The organism is Bacillus sp. TH13 (assembly GCF_016651175.1).
In the GTDB taxonomy this organism is placed as follows: domain Bacteria; phylum Bacillota; class Bacilli; order Bacillales; family Bacillaceae_G; genus Bacillus_A; species Bacillus_A thuringiensis_S.
In genome coordinates this window covers 1,631,483-1,651,944 of sequence record NZ_JAEKEJ010000025.1, presented here as the reverse complement: position 1 = coordinate 1,651,944, position 20,462 = coordinate 1,631,483, and the positions used below count along the sequence as shown (strand labels likewise).

Here is a 20,462-nt window from a genome sequence, read left to right as displayed (position 1 = left end):
CATTGTCACATTCTAGTTAGATTGGAGGGAAAAAATGCCTAAACAAACATTTTTTAATTTAGCAAGTGAAAAAAAAGAAGCATTAATTCAAGCAGCAATGAAAGAATTTTCAAGAGTTCCATTATTTGAAGCATCGATTTCCAATATCATCAAAGATGCTGGAATACCGAGGGGGAGCTTTTATCAATACTTTGAGGGTAAAGAAGATGTTTTCTTCTTTTTATTAGATGAATATTCCAAAAGAGATAATGAAAAATTCATTTCGATATTAAAAGAAAAGGATGGGGATTTATTTGACGCATACATTGAGTTATACCAATATATGCTAACGAAATTTCAAAACCTAGAAAATAGAAACTTTTTTAGAAATGCCTTTTTGAATATGAATTATAAAGTCGAAAATACATTGACTCGAAATGTGAACGAGGAAAACTATAAGAGTCGATTATCAGAAATCATGGTTTTAATAAATACAGAAAAATTGAACATTATAGAAGAAGGAGAAATATTTCATATCATGAAAATTATCATGATGGTGACATTTCAAAATCTTATTCAAAGTTTCGCAAAGGAAATCCCTTTTGATGAGTCGGTGAAAAACTATGCTTTAGAACTTTCTTTGCTTAAAAAAGGGTTTTATAAGGGGGGCGAATAAATGAAATTTTTAGAAGGCAAAGAAATGAGGGAATCCCAAATGGAAGATATGCAAAAATGGGGTCAGTTTTTATTACCTTATAAGTTTGCTTTAGACGAAATGAAAACAAAAATCACTATTATAGCTGAGGAAGCAAAATATTTAAATAATCACAATCAAATTGAACATATTAAGACCAGACTCAAATCTTTAGAAAGTATTCAATCAAAACTTGATAGAAAGAAAATTGCGCCTTCCCTGTTAAATACGAAAGAACATTTGTATGATATTGCTGGGATGAGAATTATTTGTCCTTTTGTAAGTGACATCTATGATATCTATTCGCAATTATCTAACCGAAATGATATCGAGATTGTACAAGTGAAAGATTATATCACAAACCCAAAACCAAATGGATATCAAAGTTTACATGTAATTGTTCAAATTCCTGTGACACTATCCAAAAGTGTAGAGAAGGTTTATGTTGAAATTCAGCTTCGCACCTTAGCGATGGATTTTTGGGCTAGCCTAGAACATAAAATTTATTATAAGTATGATAAAGAAATCCCTTGCTACCTTGAAAAAGAACTTAAAGAGGCAGCGGAAACAGTAAAATCTCTGGATGAAAAAATGAAAGATATCCATAAAAAAGTAAAAGATTTAAATTGTTAAACAATGCTATGGAACCAAGGAAAGGAAAGAGAATCTTTAAATATAGAAATAAAAAAAATTTGAGGGAGATGCATGCGTTTGGCCGAAACTGCACAAAGATAACTACAACATCAACGATTGCCTATGTTCCAAATTATTAAGCGGGCTATAGCTATAATCATTGGAGCGCTATTAATGGCCACAGGACTCGAAATTTTCTTAATTCCTAATCAGGTTATTGATGGAGGCATTACCGGAATCTCGATTATGCTTTCTCACCTCACCGGATTAAATTTAGGTATCTTCCTATTTATATTAAACCTTCCTTTTGTTTTCATGGGCCATAAACAAATTGGAAAAACATCCGCATTTTCTACTGTTTTTGGTATTTTAACTTTATCAATTTTAACTACACTTTTTCACTCAATTCCTGCATTTACAGATGATATTCTTCTTGCTACTATTTTTGGAGGCATGGCACTTGGGGTTGGTCTAGTCATTAGATATGGCGGGGCATTAGACGGTACAGAAATCCTGGCGATTTTAATTAATAAAAAGATTCCTTTTTCTGTAGGAGAAATTGTTATGTTTTTTAATGTTTTTATTTTAGGAGCTGCAGGATTCGTATTCAGTTGGGATCGCGCAATGTATTCCATTTTAGCTTATGTCATTGCATCGAAGGCAATTGATACTGTAGTTAATGGTTTTGAACAATCGAAATCTATATGGATTATCAGTGAACAGCAGGAAGAACTTGGCGAAGCAATAAATTCAGAATTAGGTCGTGGGGTCACATATCTTCACGGCGAAGGTGCTTATACGGGGGATAACAAAAAGTTATTTTTTGCATTATTAACCGACTTGAAGAGGCTAAATTAAAATCTTTAATTGAAGAACTAGATCCATCTGATTTCCTAGCCGTAGCAGATATTACAGAAGTACGTGAAGGAAGATTTAAAAAACGAGATATACATTAGTGTTAAAAATATCACAATATATGCCGCTTACAAGTTGATTTAGGTGGCTATCAATTGTTTGTAACTAAATTTACAAAGATATATCGCCACGGTAATTATAAAAAATATATAAATTACCATAAAACCCCAAACAATTTATTTATAATCCGTTTTATCAATTTCCTCCACGATTCTTTGCATAAGGAATTCTATTCCAATACATGGTATGATAAGTAGTGGTTCAATATTTAACCAAGTTAATTATAAATTAAGTTATATAAATAAGGAGTGTTTATTATGTCAAAAGTACTTTTTATTAATTTCCCCGGAGAAGGCCATGTGAATCCGTCAATTGGAATTGTAAGTGATTTGATACAACGAGGCGAACAAATTATTTATTATTGTATTGAAGATTATAGAGATAAAATTGAAAAGACAGGTGCAGAATTTCGAACATATGAAAACTTTATGCCAAAAAGAGATATTAATACGGATGTTAAACAAAAAGCTAATCAGTTAGATATGTTATTTAACATGATTTCTGCCATGGATAGAATAATAAAAGATATTTTATCCGAAATCGAAGGTGAACAATTTGATTATGTAATTTATGATCATCATTTTGCGGTGGGATATATTATAGCATCTGCTTTACAATTACCAAAGATTTCTTCATGTACAACGTTTGCTTTTAATGATTCTATTTCGTTATTCGGGAAAGATAATTCTGGGTATTCAGGCGGGAATGCTCCTTTGAATAAAAATTGTATAGACATTATTAACAAATGGAAAGAACAATACGGAGTCATGTACGATAGCTTCCCTGACATTTTAAGTAATCCAGGAGATATTACTATTGTATATACTTCGAAAGAGTACCAACCGTATGCGAATGAATTTGATGATTCTTTTATATTTGTCGGACCTTCCATCACACCGCGTCATGATGTGGGAGATTTTCCTATAGAAGATTTAAAAAATAAAAAAGTGATTTTCATCTCTATGGGAACTATAGTTAATCAACAACAAACTTTATATGAAAAATGCTTTGAAGCCTTTAAAGACATACCTGCAACAATTGTATTAGCAGTTGGTAAAAAAACAGATATAGAACAATTTAAAAATGTTCCTCCGAATTTTATTCTATATAAATATGTTCCACAATTAGAAGTATTAAAGCATACAGATGTATTCATTACACATGGAGGAATGAATAGTTCCAGTGAAGCGCTATATTATGGGGTACCATTAGTCGTAATACCTATTTCAGGAGATCAACCTTTAGTTGCTAAAAGAGTAACTGAATTAGGAGCGGGTATTCATTTAGACAAAACGAGCTTAACTCCAGAAATATTACGGGAAGAGACAGAAGCAGTACTATATAGAAAAGAATTCAAAGAAAATAGCTGTAAAATTAGGAACTCTTTCCAAATGGCAGGGGGATATAAAAAAGCAGTTGATGAAATTCTGCACGTTCTTTCAAAAACAAACTATAAGAAATAAATAATGGAACAAATCTAATGAATTATATGAACTATAAAGGAACTTTCTATATAAGGAAGTTCCTTTTTTATTGGTATCTTCATAAAAAAATTCTAAAAGAACTAGGATATATAAACGTAACTTAAAATAAATGGATCTTAGTGAGTAATGTACGACAATAAGAGTAAGCTGTTTAGGTTTTATCATTAACTATACAAACTTGGGGTTTTATAGGATAGAATCGTAACGAATTTTTGTTTTTTTATTGTACTTGTGGCAACCTTATGGGTTAATTAGGTACTCACGGCAACATTATACTTCTAATTTTTTGGTTATCTATTTTGAAAATGTGTTGTTCATGGCAATTTTATGATTCAAACCATGGTAATTTTATGGTTCAAATCACATTTTGTATGATCTGAACCATAACTTTGTCAGGTTGGCGAGGTTATGGTTCTTTTTGTTTGTGGTTGTATAGAATACTTAAGTTGATGGGGCGGTATCCCTGAAACAGAGAATAAAAAATGGTTATTGATGATAAACAGGTAGATACTATAGCTGCTAGTAAACGCCCAATTGGTGAGTGTTTATTAAAGTTTCACTTTATTCGAATCTTCATATGTTTTGTGTTTTTATCCATACCTATTGTAAGATTATATAGAGTTCTCCTAATAAGCTGTTTTAATGGATTATTTAGGAATTTTAAATTTATAAATCTTAAATTGTTTTTTCAGGATAATTTTTTTATCTAAATAAGTTATATTGAAGTAGAGGTGAACCATCGGTGAGGCAGGTGTTAGTAATTAAGAATGAAAGGTCTTTAGCGAAGAAAATTGTAAGCGGTCTAACGCAAGAAGGCTATTTCATTTTAAAACTTCACAATGAAAACGAAGGTTTAAATATAATATATGAACAAGATTGGGATATTATCGTATTAGATTGGGATTCATTAAGTATATCGGGACCGGAAATTTGCAGACAAATACGACTTGTTAAAACGACACCGATCATTATTGTGACTGACAATATTTCTAGTAAGGATTGCGTAGCAGGGTTACAAGCAGGAGCAGATGATTATATAAGAAAACCATTTGCGAAAGAAGAATTAGTAGCAAGGGTTCAAGCTATTTTAAGGAGAAGTGATTGTAACCAGCAAAATGAGACGAATTTTTTTCAGTTTAAAGATCTCTTTGTTGATGCATCTAGCAATATTGTGAAAAAGGGTGGCGAAAACCTCTCGCTTACTAAGCGCGAGTACGACTTACTTGTATTTTTAATCAAGAATAAAAACACAATATTGAGCCGTGAAATGCTTTTGAATCAAGTTTGGGGATATAACGTAGTAGTAAATCCAAATGTAGTAGATTTATATATTGGGTATGTAAGAAAAAAGTTAAAGTGCGAGAAGAAAGACAGATATATTCAAACGATACATGGTAGAGGTTATTCAATGACTGAATGATAAAATAAGGTAATAGAAAAAAGAGTAAAACTGTTTCATTCAGTTTTACTCTTTTTTCTATTGAATCTAATAATCAAATAGTTTCTTAGAAATATTAAAAGACGTAAAAAAATGGATTATAAAAATATTAGCTATTAATGAGCGTGTTTTGTAGAGGAAATCATGGTTAATCAACACGCCTGACTTCACATATTACTTTTTATGCCTGATTTTATGAATTCACACCATTCACAAGATTTTCACAGAATTAATGACTATACTAATTAACAGGATGTTCAAATGAAAATGATTATCAATAGCGATTCAATTGAATAAAAGTTACTTTCTAATTCAATCTATGGATGTCATCATTTTCGAAATAAATCACACTATAAGGAGTATACATATGAAAAAATCTATGCTTTTAAAATTAGTGAGTATTCTAGCAATTTTCACTTTAATGTTAGTAGCTTGCTCAGATTCAAGTAAAGAAACTTCGAAGGCTAATAATAAAGATAATGGTAGTGATAAGCCAAAAACGGTTGAAATCACTGATGCTCATGGAACTGTTAAAGTCCCTGTAAACCCAAAGAATGTAGTTGCTTTGGATAACAGAACTTTTGAAACTTTATCTGATTGGGGAATTAAATTAGCGGCTGCTCCGAAGGATGTAATGCCTGCAGATTCAGCATATGTAAAGGATAATTCAGTTCAAAATATTGGAAATCACCGTGAACCAAATCTTGAAATTATTGCAGCTGCAAATCCAGAACTTGTAATTGTTGGTCAAAGATTTGCTGGTCATTACGAAGAAATTAAAAAATTAGTACCAAATGCAGCTGTTATTGATCTTAATTTTGATGTTTCTGAGAAAGCTACTAAGCCTGGCGAAAACTTAGTAAAAGGACTTAAAGATTCTACAGTTACTTTAGGAAAAATCTTTGATAAAGATAAAGAAGCAAAAAAATTAGTAGCTGATTTTGATAAATCTATTGAAAACGCAAAATCTGCTTATAACGGAAAAGATAAAGTTATGAGTGTTATCGTTACTGGTGGGAATATTGGTTTTGCTGCTCCACATTCTGGTCGTGTTTGGGGACCAATGTATGAAATTTTCGGTTGGGTTCCAGCATTAGAAGTTTCTAATTCTACTGCAGGTCATAAAGGTGACGACGTTTCTGTTGAAGCTATTGCACAAACAAATCCTGATTGGATTTTCGTATTAGATCGTGATGCTGCAACATCTGATGCAGCTACTTCAGCTCCAGCTAAGGATGTTATTTCTAAATCACCTGCTCTTCAAAACACAACTGCTGTTTCTAAAAACCAGGTTATTTATGCACCAGAAGATACTTACACAAATGAATCAATTCAAACTTATATAGAGTTGTTTGGAAATATTGCAAAAACTTTAGCTAAGTAGTGTAAAGGAGTACGAAGCAGTGTCAAAAAATATAATTTCTAGGGTTGAGAATATTTCTCAACCCCAGTTTTATAATCACAATAAATTATGGACAAAACCTTTTATAATAGCGATTATAGTTGTTATAATTTTAGGGATTATATCACTGTTTACTGGAGTTTATGATATACGTGGACAAGAGGACGGAATGGAGATGTTTTTCATAACTCGTGTTCCGAGAACAGTTGCATTAATGCTTACTGGAGCTGCAATGGCGATGGCAGGGCTCGTAATGCAACTCATTACACAGAATCGCTTTGTTGAACCTACTACAACAGGGACTATTGAATGGTCAGGCTTAGGCCTGCTTTTTGTATATTTACTATTTCCTGCCCCAACTTTAGTTCAAAGAATGACTGGTGCAATCATTTTTTCTTTTATAGGAACTATGATTTTCTTTCTATTTTTAAGAAGAGTTAAGCTTCGTTCGTCTTTAATTGTCCCGATTATTGGATTGATGCTTGGAGCAGTAATTTCTGCAGTGTCTACTTTTTTGGGACTCCTTTTTCAAAAGACGCAAAGTATTGAAACTTGGTTCGTAGGTTCATTTGCTAACGTTCAGGTGGGAAGATATGAATATTTATGGCTGATTGTTATCATTACTTTTCTTATTTTTATGTATGCTAATAGATTGACTTTAGCTGGACTAGGAGAAGATGTCGCAACAAGCCTTGGAGTTAATTACAATAGAATTGTTCTTTTGGGGACTGCTCTTATCTCTGTTGCAGTTGGAATTGTTGCAGCTGTTATTGGACACTTGCCTTTCTTAGGATTAATTGTGCCAAATATCGTTTCAATGTTTAGAGGTGATGATCTTAGGAGTAATTTACCTTGGGTTTGTGTGATCGGAATGGGGTCAATAACTGCCTGTGACATCATTTCTCGAACAATTATACAGCCTTTTGAAGTACCTGTTTCTTTAATACTTGCAACAGTGGGAGCAGTCGTGTTTATTACTATTTTATTGAGACAAAGAAAACCAAGGAGGCTGCGATGATCACATTAGATTATAGAAATAAAGAAAATGTCGAAATCGATTCTAGCCTTCATAATGAAAGTAGATCGGCCAGTGCTTTTCGGTCTAAGAAGGAAGCAAGACGTTATTGGATTTTACTGATTACATTGATTGCTTTAGGTCTCCTTTCTTCGTATGGACTTTTAGTTTATAACAATCCAGTTCCGATAGATTCACCTTCTTTTATTCCAGTTGTTAAGAGAAGGATAGTAGCTATTGTTGCAATGATTATCGCTGCAGTTTGCCATAGCTTGTCGACAGTTGCTTTCCAATCTATTACGAATAATAAAATTATTACTCCTTCGCTTTTAGGTTTCGAATCACTTTATTCAGCAATTCAAACGAGTACAATATTCTTCTTTGGTGCTAGTGCATTAATAAATTTTAATGGAATTGGATCATTTTTATTCCAAGTTGTTGTTATGGTCTTCATGAGTTTGATACTTTATGGATGGTTACTTTCCGGTAAATACGGGAATTTACAACTTATGCTTTTAGTTGGAATTATTATTGGTACCGGGCTAAATTCTGTGTCAACTTTCATGAGAAAACTACTTGCGCCTTCAGAATTTGATATTTTACAAGCAAGATTATTTGGTTCTGTTAATCATGCAGACCCTGCATATTTTCCTATTGTAATTCCTATGATCATAATTGTAGCAGTATTAATTTTGGCTCATTCTAAGAATTTGAATGTTTTGTCACTAGGAAAAGATGTTGCTACTTCTTTTGGTGTTAAATATCAACCTAGTGTAATTTATACGCTTGTATTAGTAGCTATTTTGATGTCCATTTCAACAGCTCTAATTGGACCACTTACTTTCTACGGCTTTTTAGTAGCAACTTTGAGTTATCAGGCAGCGTCAACTTATGATCATAGATACATTTTTCCGATGGCTTTTGCTATAGGATTTTTAATAATGACGAGCGCATACTTTTTAATGTATCATGTATTCCATGCTCAAGGTGTAGTTTCAGTTATTATTGAATTATTTGGTGGAATCATATTCTTAACTATAGTTTTAAGGAAGAGGGCTTTATGATAAAAATTGATAATGTTAAAAAGTTCTATACTGATAAGGTGAAGATAGGACCTTTGGATATTGAAATACCAAAAGCAGGCTTTACTTCTTTAATTGGACCAAATGGTGCTGGAAAGTCAACGACACTTTTGATGATTGGCAGACTTTTAGATATGGATGAAGGTCAAATTCAGGTAGCAAATATGGATGTTTCTGAATCTAAATCAAAAGACTTAGCAAAAATTTTGACTATATTGCGACAAGAAAATCATTTTGTAACTAGGCTTACTGTTAGACAATTAGTTGGATTTGGGCGCTTTCCTTATTCAAAGGGAAGATTGACTAAAGAAGATGAGGTTATCATTTCTAAATATATCGATTTCTTAGATTTAACTAGTTTAGAGAATAGATATTTAGATGAGCTTTCTGGTGGTCAAAGACAAAGGGCATATGTAGCGATGGTATTGTGCCAAGAGACGGAATATGTACTTTTGGACGAACCTTTGAACAACCTTGATGTTGCTCGTTCTGTTCAAATGATGGAGCATTTGAGACGTGCAGCTAATGAATTTGGAAGAACAATTTTGACTGTTATGCATGACATAAATTTTGCAGCTAAATACTCGGATAAAATTTGTGCTATGAAAGATGGACAAATTGCTGCTTTCGGAACAGTAGAAGAGGTTATGGACCCAACACTTTTGACAGATATTTTTGAAACAAAAATAGAGATTATTAATGGTCCTTATGGGCCAATCGCAGTTTATTAGTTATAAAATGTCTTGCGTAGATTATGCAAGACACTCTAGTTGAAGTTGCTGTCTATATTTTATAGGCAGCAGCTTTTTTTATGTGATTACTCATAAAATGAAAAAGAACGCTTCACCTTTTCAAGTATGTACCAAACGGAAAAAATATCTCTGTATAACTTTTTAAAAGAATTCAGCTTGTTTTTTTATATGTAATATTGCATATCAGAGTGTATTGATAAAAGTGTAAGGGGTCACTATAATGAGGGCATAAAGATAAATCACATTTTCGTAGCAAGAAAAAGGAGGAAATAATATGGAAATCGCAATGGCAGTTTTAAAATTTGTAGGTGGCGTAATTCCGTTAATTCAAGAACTTTTAAAAGTATTTATGTAAGTTTATTAGTTAGCTATCATTTATCAATCATTATCATATTTTACTAAAAAAGAACGGGGTGATTTTTCTGAATATTAAGAAAAACACTAAAAGAAGAAAGTTCCTTGCATGTTTATTAGTTAGTCTATGCACTATTAATTATTCATCTATTTCCTTCGCAGAAACACAAGCAAGTAATGCAACTGATGTAACTAAAAATGCTAGTGGTATTGATACTGGTATAGCAAATCTTAAATATAATAATCAAGAGGTTTTAGCTGTAAATGGTGATAAAGTGGAAAGTTTTGTTCCGAAAGAAAGTATCAATTCAAATGGTAAATTTGTAGTAGTGGAACGCGAGAAAAAATCACTTACAACGTCACCAGTCGATATTTCAATTATTGATTCTGTAGTGAATCGCACGTATCCAGGAGCTGTACAACTTGCTAATAAAGCTTTTGCAGACAATCAACCGAGTTTATTAGTGGCTAAGAGAAAGCCTTTGAATATTAGTATAGACTTACCGGGCATGAGAAAAGAAAATACAATCACTGTCCAAAATCCGACATATGGTAATGTAGCTGGAGCAGTAGACGATTTAGTATCTACTTGGAATGAAAAGTATTCTACAACACATACGTTACCTGCAAGAATGCAGTATACGGAATCTATGGTTTATAGTAAATCACAAATAGCAAGTGCTCTTAATGTTAACGCTAAATATCTTGATAACAGTCTAAACATTGATTTTAATGCAGTTGCAAATGGAGAGAAAAAAGTGATGGTAGCGGCGTATAAGCAAATATTTTATACGGTAAGTGCTGAACTACCTAACAATCCATCCGACCTTTTTGATAATAGTGTTACTTTTGACGAGTTAACTCGAAAAGGCGTAAGTAATTCGGCTCCACCTGTTATGGTTTCAAATGTAGCTTATGGTAGAACGATTTATGTAAAATTAGAAACAACATCTAAGAGCAAAGATGTACAAGCTGCTTTTAAAGCCTTACTTAAGAATAACAGCGTTGAAACAAGTGGACAGTATAAAGATATTTTTGAAGAAAGTACCTTTACTGCTGTAGTATTAGGCGGAGATGCGAAAGAGCATAACAAGGTTGTTACTAAAGATTTCAATGAAATCCGAAATATCATTAAAGATAATGCTGAATTAAGTCTTAAAAATCCAGCATACCCAATTTCATATACAAGTACTTTCTTAAAAGATAATGCAACTGCTGCTGTTCATAATAATACAGATTATATTGAGACGACAACTACAGAATATTCAAGTGCTAAAATGACACTTGATCATTACGGTGCATACGTTGCTCAATTTGATGTATCTTGGGATGAATTCACATTTGACCAAAAGGGTAACGAAGTACTAACACATAAAACATGGGATGGTAGCGGAAAAGACAAAACGGCTCATTACTCTACAGTTATCCCTCTTCCACCAAATTCAAAAAATATAAAAATTGTAGCAAGAGAATGTACAGGTCTTGCATGGGAATGGTGGAGAACAATTATTAATGAACAAAACGTTCCATTAACAAATGAAATTAAAGTTTCAATTGGAGGAACAACATTATATCCAACTGCTAGTATTAGTCACTAGTTATAAAAAAAGCGCCCTATAAGTAGGACGCTTTTTACTCTTTCCAAAATTGTTCTAATAGAATGACAAGCATGGTACCCACAAGTAATAAGCCATTACTTAAAACATATTGTAAGGAAGAAGGAATTCCGCTAAATGCATTTTCTGGAAGAAACAATATTCCTAAACTGATTAATAATGAAATTCCTAATATAGTTAATCGGCGTTGATTTACTGCTTCACGTAAAATGGATTGAAATGAAATGCCTATTACTTGGACAAATGTTGCTAAAAGTGCAGCATTAGCAATAGGCCCTGGTAGCAAGGATATAAAGTTTACAATTGAGGGAATAAAAGAAATCCCTGCTAATATAAGACTTGCTATAAGGAACGACTTCACTTTTCTTTGTCCTGTTAGTTGGATAAATCCTGCTGATGCAGGTAATGGTACAATTCCAATTGTAGAGAACAACGACGAGATAATATGTGATATACCTCCGACCCATACACCACGGTTCAGTGTTTGCCTTTCATTTTCTTTAGATAATTGAGCCACTTGTTTTACAGCCGAAATAGCAGCGATTGTATTTGCAACTAAAAGAAATGTAAATAAAGTTGCAGTTAGAGTCATTCCAATATCGAATCTAGGTGTGTCCCAAGCAAATATCTCTGGTAACTTAACTAGCGTTGTGTGCGAAGGCATATGAGATGATTTTCCTAATACTGCATACAAAAGCCAACCGCATGAAATTCCAAGTAATACAGCGTAACTTTTCATCCATCCTTTCCCTTTAATTGATAAGAAAGTAATAAGGGCAAAAACAAAGAGAGCAATAGTAGCTGTTGTATAGTCAGGATGAGTTGCAGATCCTTGTAATCCTATCATTCCTTTTAGTAACACACCACTAAGCTGAAATGCTAAGATTAAAAGAAAAGTTCCTGTAACTAAAGGGGTAAATAAACGTAAGATTCGATGAACAAGCCCTGTTATACCAAGAATGAAGAGTAATATACCTGAAATAATTAATCCACCTTCTAAAAGTTGCAACACGTCTTTTACACTTTGTCCCTGATGCATAGCGATTTGTCCCAATATGACAAATATACTTACCCATGAACCGGCTGGCCCATCCGCGATGGGATAGCGATGCCCAAACCATACTTGTATAAATGAACTTATTCCTACAACTAAAAAAGTTCGCTGCATTAATGTTGAGACATCCTCTATTGGTAAATGGAATATGCCACCAATAATTATAGGTAATGCAATTGTATTTGCTAATAGAAACACAAACCATTGTAGAATATTAAAGCTCGTATCAAAGCATTTTTTATTCATATTATTCTCCTTTGCCGAAAAAGAATCTCATATTAAAAATCCATCCTTTCTACACAGTTAGATTAAAAAGGATGGATTTTGTAAATCTATAAAATCAATTTAATTATATAGATAGATTTTTAATTAATTACCATGCACGGAATGGTAAGAATTTACCGTTAAGTGTAATCACGATACGAGGATCGCCACCTTTTGGATCTTCTTGTGTATCAACACCCAAGTTGAAGTTAATTGCACTCATTACACCTTCGCCGGCTTTTTCTAAGATTAATTCTCTAATAGTTGGTGCATATTGTAACATCATTTCATATAAACGATATGCAATCGGGTCCGTAGGAGGCATTTCCATTACTTGACCGCGAAGTGGAACTACTGTTAATGCTTGAACTACTTCTTCATCTAATTCTAATAGTTTACCAATTTTTTCTGCTTCTGGACGTGTCATTGTAGCTTGTCCTAATAACGCTGTTACAACCCAAGTCTCAGAGTGTTCACTTATTTTTGCAATTTCTTCCCAAGTTAACCCTTTTTTAATTTTTGCCGCTAAAATTTTTTGCGTAGCTTCTTGTCTATTCATATCTAATACTTGTTTTTTCATATCTCATAACTTCCCTTCATATACGTGATAATTATTATTTTGTTTTACTATTTAACGCTTTATATCCATCAACCACTACATCTAGTTTACCTGTGTGAGGGTCAATAACTAAACCATGTACAGGAACATCTTTTGGGATAAGTGGATGATTTCTTACTAAATCAACATTAGCTTGCGTTGAGTCGCAAACATCATCGAATCCGAATAACCATTTTTCAAGGTCAATACCAGCATATTCAATCGCTGATAAAATTTCTGATGAAGCTACTCCGCGATCTAATATTTTTTGAAGTGTTCCTTTTGGATTCGTTTGGCTCGCGCCACATCTATGGTGTCCAATAAGGAAGATTTCATCTGCATTTAAATCGTATACTGACGCTACAACACTTTGCATAACACTATCGAAAGCAGAAGCAATTTTACCACCTGCATTTCTGATAACTTTTGCATCACCATCGTGTATATCTAAAGCTTTTGGAAGTAGCTCAATTAAGCGAGCATCCATGCAAGAAACAACAACCATACGTTTTTTAGGCATTTTTGTCGCTTCACGAGGAGCGTATTCCTTATTTTCTACAAAATGTTCATTGAACGATAGAATTTCTTGTAATAACATATTTGTAACCTCCTTTAAATCTAGATGTATTTTTTTGTTGTGTCCTCTGTGTTATAAGTAAATATAGCTGATAAATAATGTGATGTAAGAGGATAAACTAAGTATAGTGAATTGTATCGATAAGCAGAATAAGTTGGCGAAACACTTTCGGGCTTTCTACTTTCACGGTGAAAGGATTGGTTTATATCATTGATCAAACAGATTTTGAGATACTGAAATTATTAGGAGAAAACTCAAGAATACAATGGAAAGAACTTGGCCAAAAAATACATATGACGGGGCAAGCTGTAGGAAATCGAATTCGAAGATTAGAGGATTTAGGGATTATTGAACAGTATACAATTGCAATAAACCGAATCAAATTAGGGCAAGTAGTGACGGCATTTGTTACTTTGTTCGTAACAACAGCTAATCACCAAGAGTTTATGAATTTCTTTCAAGGAGAAGAAGGGATTTCTGAAGTACACCGTATAAGTGGTGAGGGGTGTTATTTATTAAAAACACATTTTGCTTCCAACGAAGACTTAGATAACTTTCTAGGACGACTATTAAAATACGGGAACTATCGTGTTAACTTATCAATAGGAAAGTTGAAATAAGGTTTCTTTTCTTTGGAGGAGATAGTAACATTATTTGCTAAACTTTATTTGTATAGAGATAATGAAGTCGTTTAATGTTTATCTTAAATAGTCAGAGCCTTACTACAATTTATGTGTAGTAAGGCTTTTTAAAGTTGTTATATTCAACAATTAAGCTGAAGTGTTGAGGGGGGATATGAGACGATTTCTTTCAAGAGAATCATAAATAATTTTGTCTTAAGAAAGATCTTGCAACTCAGTACAGGATCTTTAATTAAACATTTTTAAAAGCTAAATTGTGGTTTCATATCCCCTTTATAAGGTTCATGTTCAACGAATATAGTTATATCCTTACCAGCTTGGTCTTTACCAGTTCTTTTATACGTAAATTTATTCTTATTTAGTTCAGTAAGTTCAAGAGCAGCACCATATTTATTATTTCCAATTGAAACATGGGCTCTTATTTTATTTTCGTGTACAACATCGAAGTAGCCATAATCACCGCGGCTTTGACCTGTTTCGCTATTGAAGAACTCATATTTATTAGATTTGGCATCAAATTTTGCTAGACTTATAAAATTCGAATTAAACTGTGTTACATCGTTACCAGTTTCATCTAATACCTTTGTTCCGTGCCAAAGGGTGCCGCCCAAAATTTTATCTCCATCAACGTTTTTAACAATATCGCCTGTAGTCGTGTTCAGCTGCTTGTCCGGATCAGTGAAAGAAAGTTCTTTTTCTTTATATGGAATATGTTCAACGAAAACTTCTACATCTTTACCATTAGCGTCTTTCCCTATTCGTTTATAAGTAAATATATTTTTATTTAGTTTTGTCATGTCAACGACAGCTTGATACTTCATTGATTCTGAAATTAATATTCTCTTCTTCCCATCATTTGTGACAAAGAAAGTTCCTTTATCACCACGACTTGCACCTGTTTTAGCATCAAAAAATTCATATCTTCCTGACTTCGCATCATATTTTGCAAGACCAATGAAGTTTGCATTCTCTTTTGTTAAGTCATTCTTATCTTTGTCATACACTCGTGTACCTTGCCAATTTGTCTCGCTAAGAATATCAGCCATTTTTTGCCCTTTAGTTAATTTATTTTCCTTTTTTGTTTCTTTAGCAACTTGTTCTTGTTTTTGTTTACTATGATTTTCTTCAGCTTTAGTACCAGCACACCCTGTTAATGCTAATGTGAATCCGAGCAGTACGGATGATAGTGCTTTTGTTTTTTTGTTCATGTTTTATCGTCTCCTTATTTTATGATTTTAAGTAGCACGGTTTGCGATTATAGTAGCAGTGCGTCATATATGAACTTAGTTGCTACGTTTCTTATGTTAATACCCGACTATAAACTGCCTCTAAATAAAACATTAAAAAAAGATAAACTAATTCCTAAAAAATGTTCATATTTATAAAAAATCGCTAGCCTGTTGTAGTGCCTGCGAGTAATCCCAAAAATACATTATAATGAAGAAGGAAAGTCGCTAACAATAATGTAATTCCTAATGGAGCCAATCGATTGTATTGCAAAACTTTTGAGAAAAACTGTAGGGGAAATGAAGATTTTATAGAATTCGTTTCGTATAGGAAGGGGATGTCCATGTTTGATTCAACAGATTTTAAGATTATACAATTACTACAAGAAAACGCTAGAATGAACTGGAAGGAAATTGGGGAGATAGTACATTTGACTGGTCAGGCTGTTGGGAAACGAATTAATAAATTAGAAGAAGCAGGTGTCATTCAAAAATATACGATAAATATCGACAGGGCTAAGCTGGAAGGATCTATTATGACCTTTGTTACACTATTTTTGCATGCACCACACTATCATAATAAAATTCAAAACTTTTTTGGAAAAACGGATGTAATTACTGAAATGTATCGTATAAGCGGCGATGGGTGCTATGTCATGACTCTTCACACATCTTCGCATCAGCAATTAGAAGAGACTCTTGCAGATGTTTTACATTATGGTGATTATCGTATAAATACGGTCATTAAGACAATGGAAAAAAAGAAAGAATAAGATATTTATCCTTTCTTTTTTTTATGGGACTGTAATTTTTTATTTGCTTTTGTTTATAAAACAGTTTGCTGACATGACTGTTGCATAAATATCACCAAACTCTAATGCACTCATGAACGATTGATGAGCGTGTACTGCGGGGATTAGATTTCCTTGAAATTCTAAATCTTTTGTCGTACAAGCATCTTCAATTACAATACATTGAAATCCGAAGTCACTGGCAGCGCGTACTGTTGCATCAATACATACATGAGTCATCATACCGCAAATGACTAGTTGATCTATTTTTTCTGTCTTTAATGTTTCTAATAAATTTGTTCTTAAAAAACTGTTAGGGTGATGTTTTTGAATGACTCTTTCGTTAGCAATCGGTTGTACATTATTATGAATTTGAACACCTACTGTTTCGGGTAAGAAGAAAGTAGCTCCTTCATTGTTCGCAATATGTTGTACGTGAATAACTGTTTTATGCTTTTCGCGAAATACTTTCAAAACTTCTTTCGCTTTTTGTGCGGCTTTTTCAGGTTGATGTAATTCCATATTGCCACCTTCAAAGTAATCATTTTGTATGTCTACTAATAGTAACGCTTCGTTCATCGTTATTCCCCCATACTTAGTGATTCAGCACGTTATTTGTACTGTACCGTTATTATATAAATTGTAGCTATGCGGAAGTAATAACGTTATGAAACGATTTTAACGTATATAGTTTCATTGTGAAAAAAGTGAAAGTTGGTATAAGTACAAATGGATTTTGTGGAATTCACGGCAAAGTTATAGATAGAGTGGCGTTGTAGGATAAAAACCATAACTTTGCTGGAGGATCGGGTTATGGTTTTTTTTGAGGAAATGCGATTTTAAGTTTTTGCTGAAGGTGTTTTTCTAGGATATGCTGTGAGTGATTGGAGTGAGGTAATGTCGGATATTGTCGACCGATCGATATATTAGAAAAATCGTTGATATATTGTGAGCTATGATAGATATATTGAAAAAATCGTTGATATATTGTGAGTTATGATAGATATATTGAAAAAATCGTTGATATATTTGTAAAGGGGTGTTTGAGGTGATTGTGAAAGAGAGAAAAATGCCGATTTATATAAGACAGTTAGAAGCACTTCTTAGAAGGTTACCTGTACATCATCCGAAACGAAATTTAATTGGAGAAAACTTGGCAAAACACATGGCGGGGTATAAAGGAGAGCAAGCGATTGATTATCCGCTTAGTTTTATTTCTGAGAAAGAGTATAGTGTTTTACATGATGTTCGCTTATGTAATTATGATAAATACTTTCAAATTGATACTATTATCCTTTCCACAAAGTTTCTTCTTTTTCTTGAGATAAAAAATATAGCAGGTACATTAATGTTTGATGCAAAGTTTAATCAACTTATCCGAATAACAGAAGGAAATTCAGAGGGATTTCCAGATCCGGTTTTACAAATAAAAAGGCAAGAAATACAACTAAAGAAATGGTTAAACTCACATGGATTTTCCTCTAGTCTTCCAATTGAGTCCCTCGTTGTTATTAGCTCGCCTCGTACCATTATAAAATCTTCAGATGACAATTCTTCTTCATACAATTATTCATAGTGCCAATTTACCTCATAAAATAAAGTGGTTTGAAAGTAAATATAAGAGAAAAGTTATAGATAATGTAGATAGGCTCATTCATCAAATAATAGCGGAGCATTCTCCACTTCAACAAAATATACTTGAGCAATATAAAATAGAAAAAGAGGAGTTGCTAAATGGAGTACAATGTGAGAAATGCTTAGTTATTCCAATGGTTAAAGTTAAGAAGGGTTGGCGTTGTACAAGTTGTAAAGATTTTTCAAAAGTGGCACATGTGGATGCTATACGAGATTATGCATTGCTCATTAGTAAGACATGTACGAATGGTAATTTGAAAGAGTTCCTCAATGTTTCGTCGGGTATGGTTGTAAACAGAATTCTCCACACACTAAATCTTCCCTACACTGGAAACAACAAAGGACGAATATATGATTTAACTTCTTTACAATCGTAATTTTGCTATAATAAATAAGTACTTATACGAAGGGGAGTCTAAAGAGAATATGAAGTCATTTAATATCGATCATGTTATAGCTAGTGTTTTGCAATGGATATTAAATATAGCTTTAATTATATTATCCATTGTGTTATCAATTTTCTTAGTGAATGAGACAATTACATTTGTGCAGTATATTTTTTCGGCAAAAGAGTATACGTCTTATAAATTGGTTGAAAGTATCATCGTTTATTTCTTATACTTCGAGTTCATTGCATTAATTATTAAGTATTTTAAATCGAATTATCATTTCCCGTTACGTTATTTTATTTATATTGGAATTACGGCCTTAATTCGATTGATTATTGTGTCTCATGAGGAACCGATGGAGACGTTATTATACGCAGGAGCAATTCTTGTTTTAGTTATTGCTTTATACATATCGAATATGAGAGATTTGAGAAAAGAGTAGTAGTGCAGACGTAAGTTTGCACTACTTTTTTATGTGGAATTTTCCACCCTATGATTTTGGGGCTGTAATCAAATGAATAGTGTCAGGACATTCTAATTTATAAGTTACTTTGTTGTCTTCAATATCTTTCTTTATCTTTTGACATGTAGTATTCGAATATTGTATCTCTTGGTTTTCATTATGTTTCTCATTTGTTTTTGTGTAGTCGACATCATAATAGACGGAGGTAGATTCCTTTTCTTTTTTTACAGTTAAATCAATAATAATAGGCTCGTTCTTGTTATTAAATTTAGTAATTCTAACTGAATCGTCTTTATTTGAATTATAGTTTTTTACGAAAGTATCTAATTTCTCTATGTTATAAACTTCATCGTTTTTCTCAATAATATCACCACGTTTTTTGGAAGCCTCAAAAGTATATGTCTCGTTTTTATCGTTTTTTTGCTCATTATTAGTACAACCAATAAGAGTAAATAGGGCTAATGAGATTACAGATAACGCATACTTTCTATATTGTATTCTCATGGATTCAGCTCCTTTTCTTAATTTTTAACGATGATATATTTATAATTTTATTTTATCTTACTGAGCTTTTTGGAAAGCAAAAAGACTGTTCTTTTTTCGTTAAATTACTGTAAATACCTACATTCTTTATTAATTAGTTATAAATTTCGGCATAATATTTTTACATTAGTTTTTACATCTTGACCTTCAAGTTGCTTGAAAGTTTACAATGAAATTAGGGCGTTTGAAATCGAAAAAAATCGAGAAATTAAGTGAAGAGGTTTCTTTTACTTGGAGGTTATAGGAATGAATCAGGAATTGAAGTTACGTCCATTGGAACGAGAAGATTTAAAGTTCGTACACGAACTGAATAATAATGCGCATATTATGTCATATTGGTTTGAAGAGCCATATGAGGCATTTGTAGAGCTGCAAGACTTATACGATAAACATATACATGATCAAAGCGAACGCCGATTTATCGTTGAGAAAGACAATGAAATGGTTGGATTAGTTGAGTTAGTAGAAATCGATTATATTCACCGTAGAACAGAATTCCAAATTATTATTGATCCGAATTATCAAGGATATGGTTATGCAGCAGAGGCGACGCGTTTAGCGATGGATTATGCTTTCGCTGTATTAAATATGCATAAGATATATTTAGTTGTGGATAAGGAAAATGAAAAAGCAGTACATGTTTATAAAAAAGTTGGATTTATGGTAGAAGGTGAGCTTATCGATGAGTTTTTCGTTGATGGTAACTATCATAATGCGATAAGAATGTGTATGTTTCAGAAGCAATATTTTGAAAGCAAGTAGTTGAAAGATTCGGAAGTAATGTTGACGCTTCGTAAAACCGTATGCTAAAATCCCTTTTAAGTATTAAGGAAGGTGCAGAATATGCTTTATATAAA

The 20,462-nt window shown here is 32.7% G+C and carries 19 protein-coding genes and 3 pseudogenes; 16 read left to right on the top strand and 6 right to left on the bottom strand.

Features of this window, described 5'->3' with window-relative positions; all coding sequences use genetic code 11:
• The first annotated feature begins 34 nt into the window (after window positions 1-34).
• The 11 genes and pseudogenes from JFU02_RS16955 (at window position 35) to alo (ending at window position 11,406) form a co-directional block, all read left to right on the top strand.
• Complete coding sequence (locus JFU02_RS16955) at window positions 35-655, top strand: TetR/AcrR family transcriptional regulator (protein WP_086407210.1); 621 nt, start codon at window positions 35-37, stop codon at window positions 653-655.
• A 39-nt stretch (window positions 656-694) separates the two neighbouring features.
• Window positions 695-1,306 carry a GTP pyrophosphokinase gene (locus tag JFU02_RS16950; RefSeq protein ID WP_033667507.1) on the top strand — a complete coding sequence of 204 codons (612 nt, stop codon included), beginning with the start codon at window positions 695-697 and terminating at the stop codon, window positions 1,304-1,306.
• Between the two features lie 123 nt (window positions 1,307-1,429).
• A pseudogene (locus tag JFU02_RS16945) lies at window positions 1,430-1,993 on the top strand (YitT family protein); the annotation flags it as partial.
• Window positions 1,970-2,262, top strand: a pseudogene (locus tag JFU02_RS32785) (YitT family protein). The pseudogenes JFU02_RS16945 and JFU02_RS32785, both read left to right, overlap by 24 nt.
• A gap of 276 nt (window positions 2,263-2,538) precedes the next feature.
• Complete coding sequence (locus tag JFU02_RS16940) at window positions 2,539-3,744, top strand: macrolide family glycosyltransferase (RefSeq protein WP_086407211.1); 1,206 nt, start codon at window positions 2,539-2,541, stop codon at window positions 3,742-3,744.
• Window positions 3,745-4,507: 763 nt separating this feature from the next.
• Window positions 4,508-5,185 (top strand): response regulator transcription factor, encoded by a 678-nt coding sequence (locus JFU02_RS16935; protein WP_001250261.1) that lies wholly within the window; start codon window positions 4,508-4,510, stop codon window positions 5,183-5,185.
• 385 nt (window positions 5,186-5,570) lie between these two features.
• Window positions 5,571-6,587: a siderophore ABC transporter substrate-binding protein gene (locus JFU02_RS16930; protein ID WP_086407212.1), complete on the top strand. Its 1,017-nt coding sequence runs from the start codon at window positions 5,571-5,573 to the stop codon at window positions 6,585-6,587.
• A 19-nt stretch (window positions 6,588-6,606) separates the two neighbouring features.
• Window positions 6,607-7,623, top strand: coding sequence for an ABC transporter permease (locus JFU02_RS16925; protein WP_086407213.1), 1,017 nt, complete (start codon window positions 6,607-6,609; stop codon window positions 7,621-7,623).
• Window positions 7,620-8,684 (top strand): iron chelate uptake ABC transporter family permease subunit, encoded by a 1,065-nt coding sequence (locus tag JFU02_RS16920; protein WP_000631122.1) that lies wholly within the window; start codon window positions 7,620-7,622, stop codon window positions 8,682-8,684. The genes JFU02_RS16925 and JFU02_RS16920 overlap by 4 nt, the downstream gene beginning before the upstream one ends.
• Window positions 8,681-9,433, top strand: a complete 753-nt coding sequence (locus tag JFU02_RS16915; protein ID WP_000590056.1) for an iron ABC transporter ATP-binding protein — start codon at window positions 8,681-8,683, stop codon at window positions 9,431-9,433. The genes JFU02_RS16920 and JFU02_RS16915 overlap by 4 nt, the downstream gene beginning before the upstream one ends.
• Window positions 9,434-9,867: 434 nt before the next feature.
• Window positions 9,868-11,406 carry an anthrolysin O/cereolysin O family cholesterol-dependent cytolysin Alo gene (gene alo / locus JFU02_RS16910; RefSeq protein ID WP_000576728.1) on the top strand — a complete coding sequence of 513 codons (1,539 nt, stop codon included), beginning with the start codon at window positions 9,868-9,870 and terminating at the stop codon, window positions 11,404-11,406.
• A gap of 34 nt (window positions 11,407-11,440) precedes the next feature.
• Here alo and JFU02_RS16905 read toward each other — a convergent pair whose 3' ends face one another.
• From JFU02_RS16905 to JFU02_RS16895, 3 genes are all read right to left on the bottom strand, one after another.
• Window positions 11,441-12,724 carry a purine/pyrimidine permease gene (locus JFU02_RS16905; protein ID WP_201071302.1) on the bottom strand — a complete coding sequence of 428 codons (1,284 nt, stop codon included), beginning with the start codon at window positions 12,722-12,724 and terminating at the stop codon, window positions 11,441-11,443.
• 127 nt (window positions 12,725-12,851) lie between these two features.
• Window positions 12,852-13,301 carry a cyanase gene (gene cynS, locus JFU02_RS16900; RefSeq protein WP_042973444.1) on the bottom strand — a complete coding sequence of 150 codons (450 nt, stop codon included), beginning with the start codon at window positions 13,299-13,301 and terminating at the stop codon, window positions 12,852-12,854.
• 55 nt (window positions 13,302-13,356) lie between these two features.
• The gene (locus JFU02_RS16895; protein ID WP_000926482.1) at window positions 13,357-13,938 is read right to left on the bottom strand and encodes a beta-class carbonic anhydrase; all 582 of its coding nucleotides are present in this window, start codon (window positions 13,936-13,938) and stop codon (window positions 13,357-13,359) included.
• Window positions 13,939-14,105: 167 nt separating this feature from the next.
• Here JFU02_RS16895 and JFU02_RS16890 point away from each other — a divergent pair, with 167 nt between their 5' ends.
• On the top strand, window positions 14,106-14,537 hold the full coding sequence (locus JFU02_RS16890; protein WP_002008929.1) for an Lrp/AsnC family transcriptional regulator: 432 nt from the start codon (window positions 14,106-14,108) through the stop codon (window positions 14,535-14,537).
• 263 nt (window positions 14,538-14,800) lie between these two features.
• Here JFU02_RS16890 and JFU02_RS16885 read toward each other — a convergent pair whose 3' ends face one another.
• The gene (locus JFU02_RS16885) at window positions 14,801-15,766 is read right to left on the bottom strand and encodes a DUF4822 domain-containing protein (protein ID WP_001036623.1); all 966 of its coding nucleotides are present in this window, start codon (window positions 15,764-15,766) and stop codon (window positions 14,801-14,803) included.
• Window positions 15,767-16,128: 362 nt separating this feature from the next.
• Between JFU02_RS16885 and JFU02_RS16880 the strand changes: the two genes are divergently transcribed.
• A complete protein-coding gene (locus JFU02_RS16880) occupies window positions 16,129-16,557 on the top strand; it encodes an Lrp/AsnC family transcriptional regulator (RefSeq protein WP_225988051.1) in 429 nt (142 codons plus the stop codon).
• 39 nt (window positions 16,558-16,596) lie between these two features.
• Here JFU02_RS16880 and JFU02_RS16875 read toward each other — a convergent pair whose 3' ends face one another.
• Window positions 16,597-17,154 (bottom strand): cysteine hydrolase family protein, encoded by a 558-nt coding sequence (locus JFU02_RS16875; protein WP_001001090.1) that lies wholly within the window; start codon window positions 17,152-17,154, stop codon window positions 16,597-16,599.
• A 475-nt stretch (window positions 17,155-17,629) separates the two neighbouring features.
• Between JFU02_RS16875 and JFU02_RS16870 the strand changes: the two are divergent.
• A pseudogene (locus tag JFU02_RS16870) lies at window positions 17,630-18,587 on the top strand (nuclease-related domain-containing protein).
• Window positions 18,588-18,636: 49 nt separating this feature from the next.
• On the top strand, window positions 18,637-19,041 hold the full coding sequence (gene psiE / locus JFU02_RS16865) for a phosphate-starvation-inducible protein PsiE (RefSeq protein ID WP_000834708.1): 405 nt from the start codon (window positions 18,637-18,639) through the stop codon (window positions 19,039-19,041).
• 48 nt (window positions 19,042-19,089) lie between these two features.
• Here the strand turns inward: psiE and JFU02_RS16860 are convergent, their stop codons facing one another.
• Complete coding sequence (locus JFU02_RS16860; protein ID WP_001222628.1) at window positions 19,090-19,566, bottom strand: DUF4362 domain-containing protein; 477 nt, start codon at window positions 19,564-19,566, stop codon at window positions 19,090-19,092.
• Between the two features lie 285 nt (window positions 19,567-19,851).
• Between JFU02_RS16860 and speG the strand changes: the two genes are divergently transcribed.
• A complete protein-coding gene (gene speG / locus JFU02_RS16855; protein ID WP_061666149.1) occupies window positions 19,852-20,367 on the top strand; it encodes a spermidine N1-acetyltransferase in 516 nt (171 codons plus the stop codon).
• The last annotated feature ends 95 nt before the right edge of the window (window positions 20,368-20,462 follow it).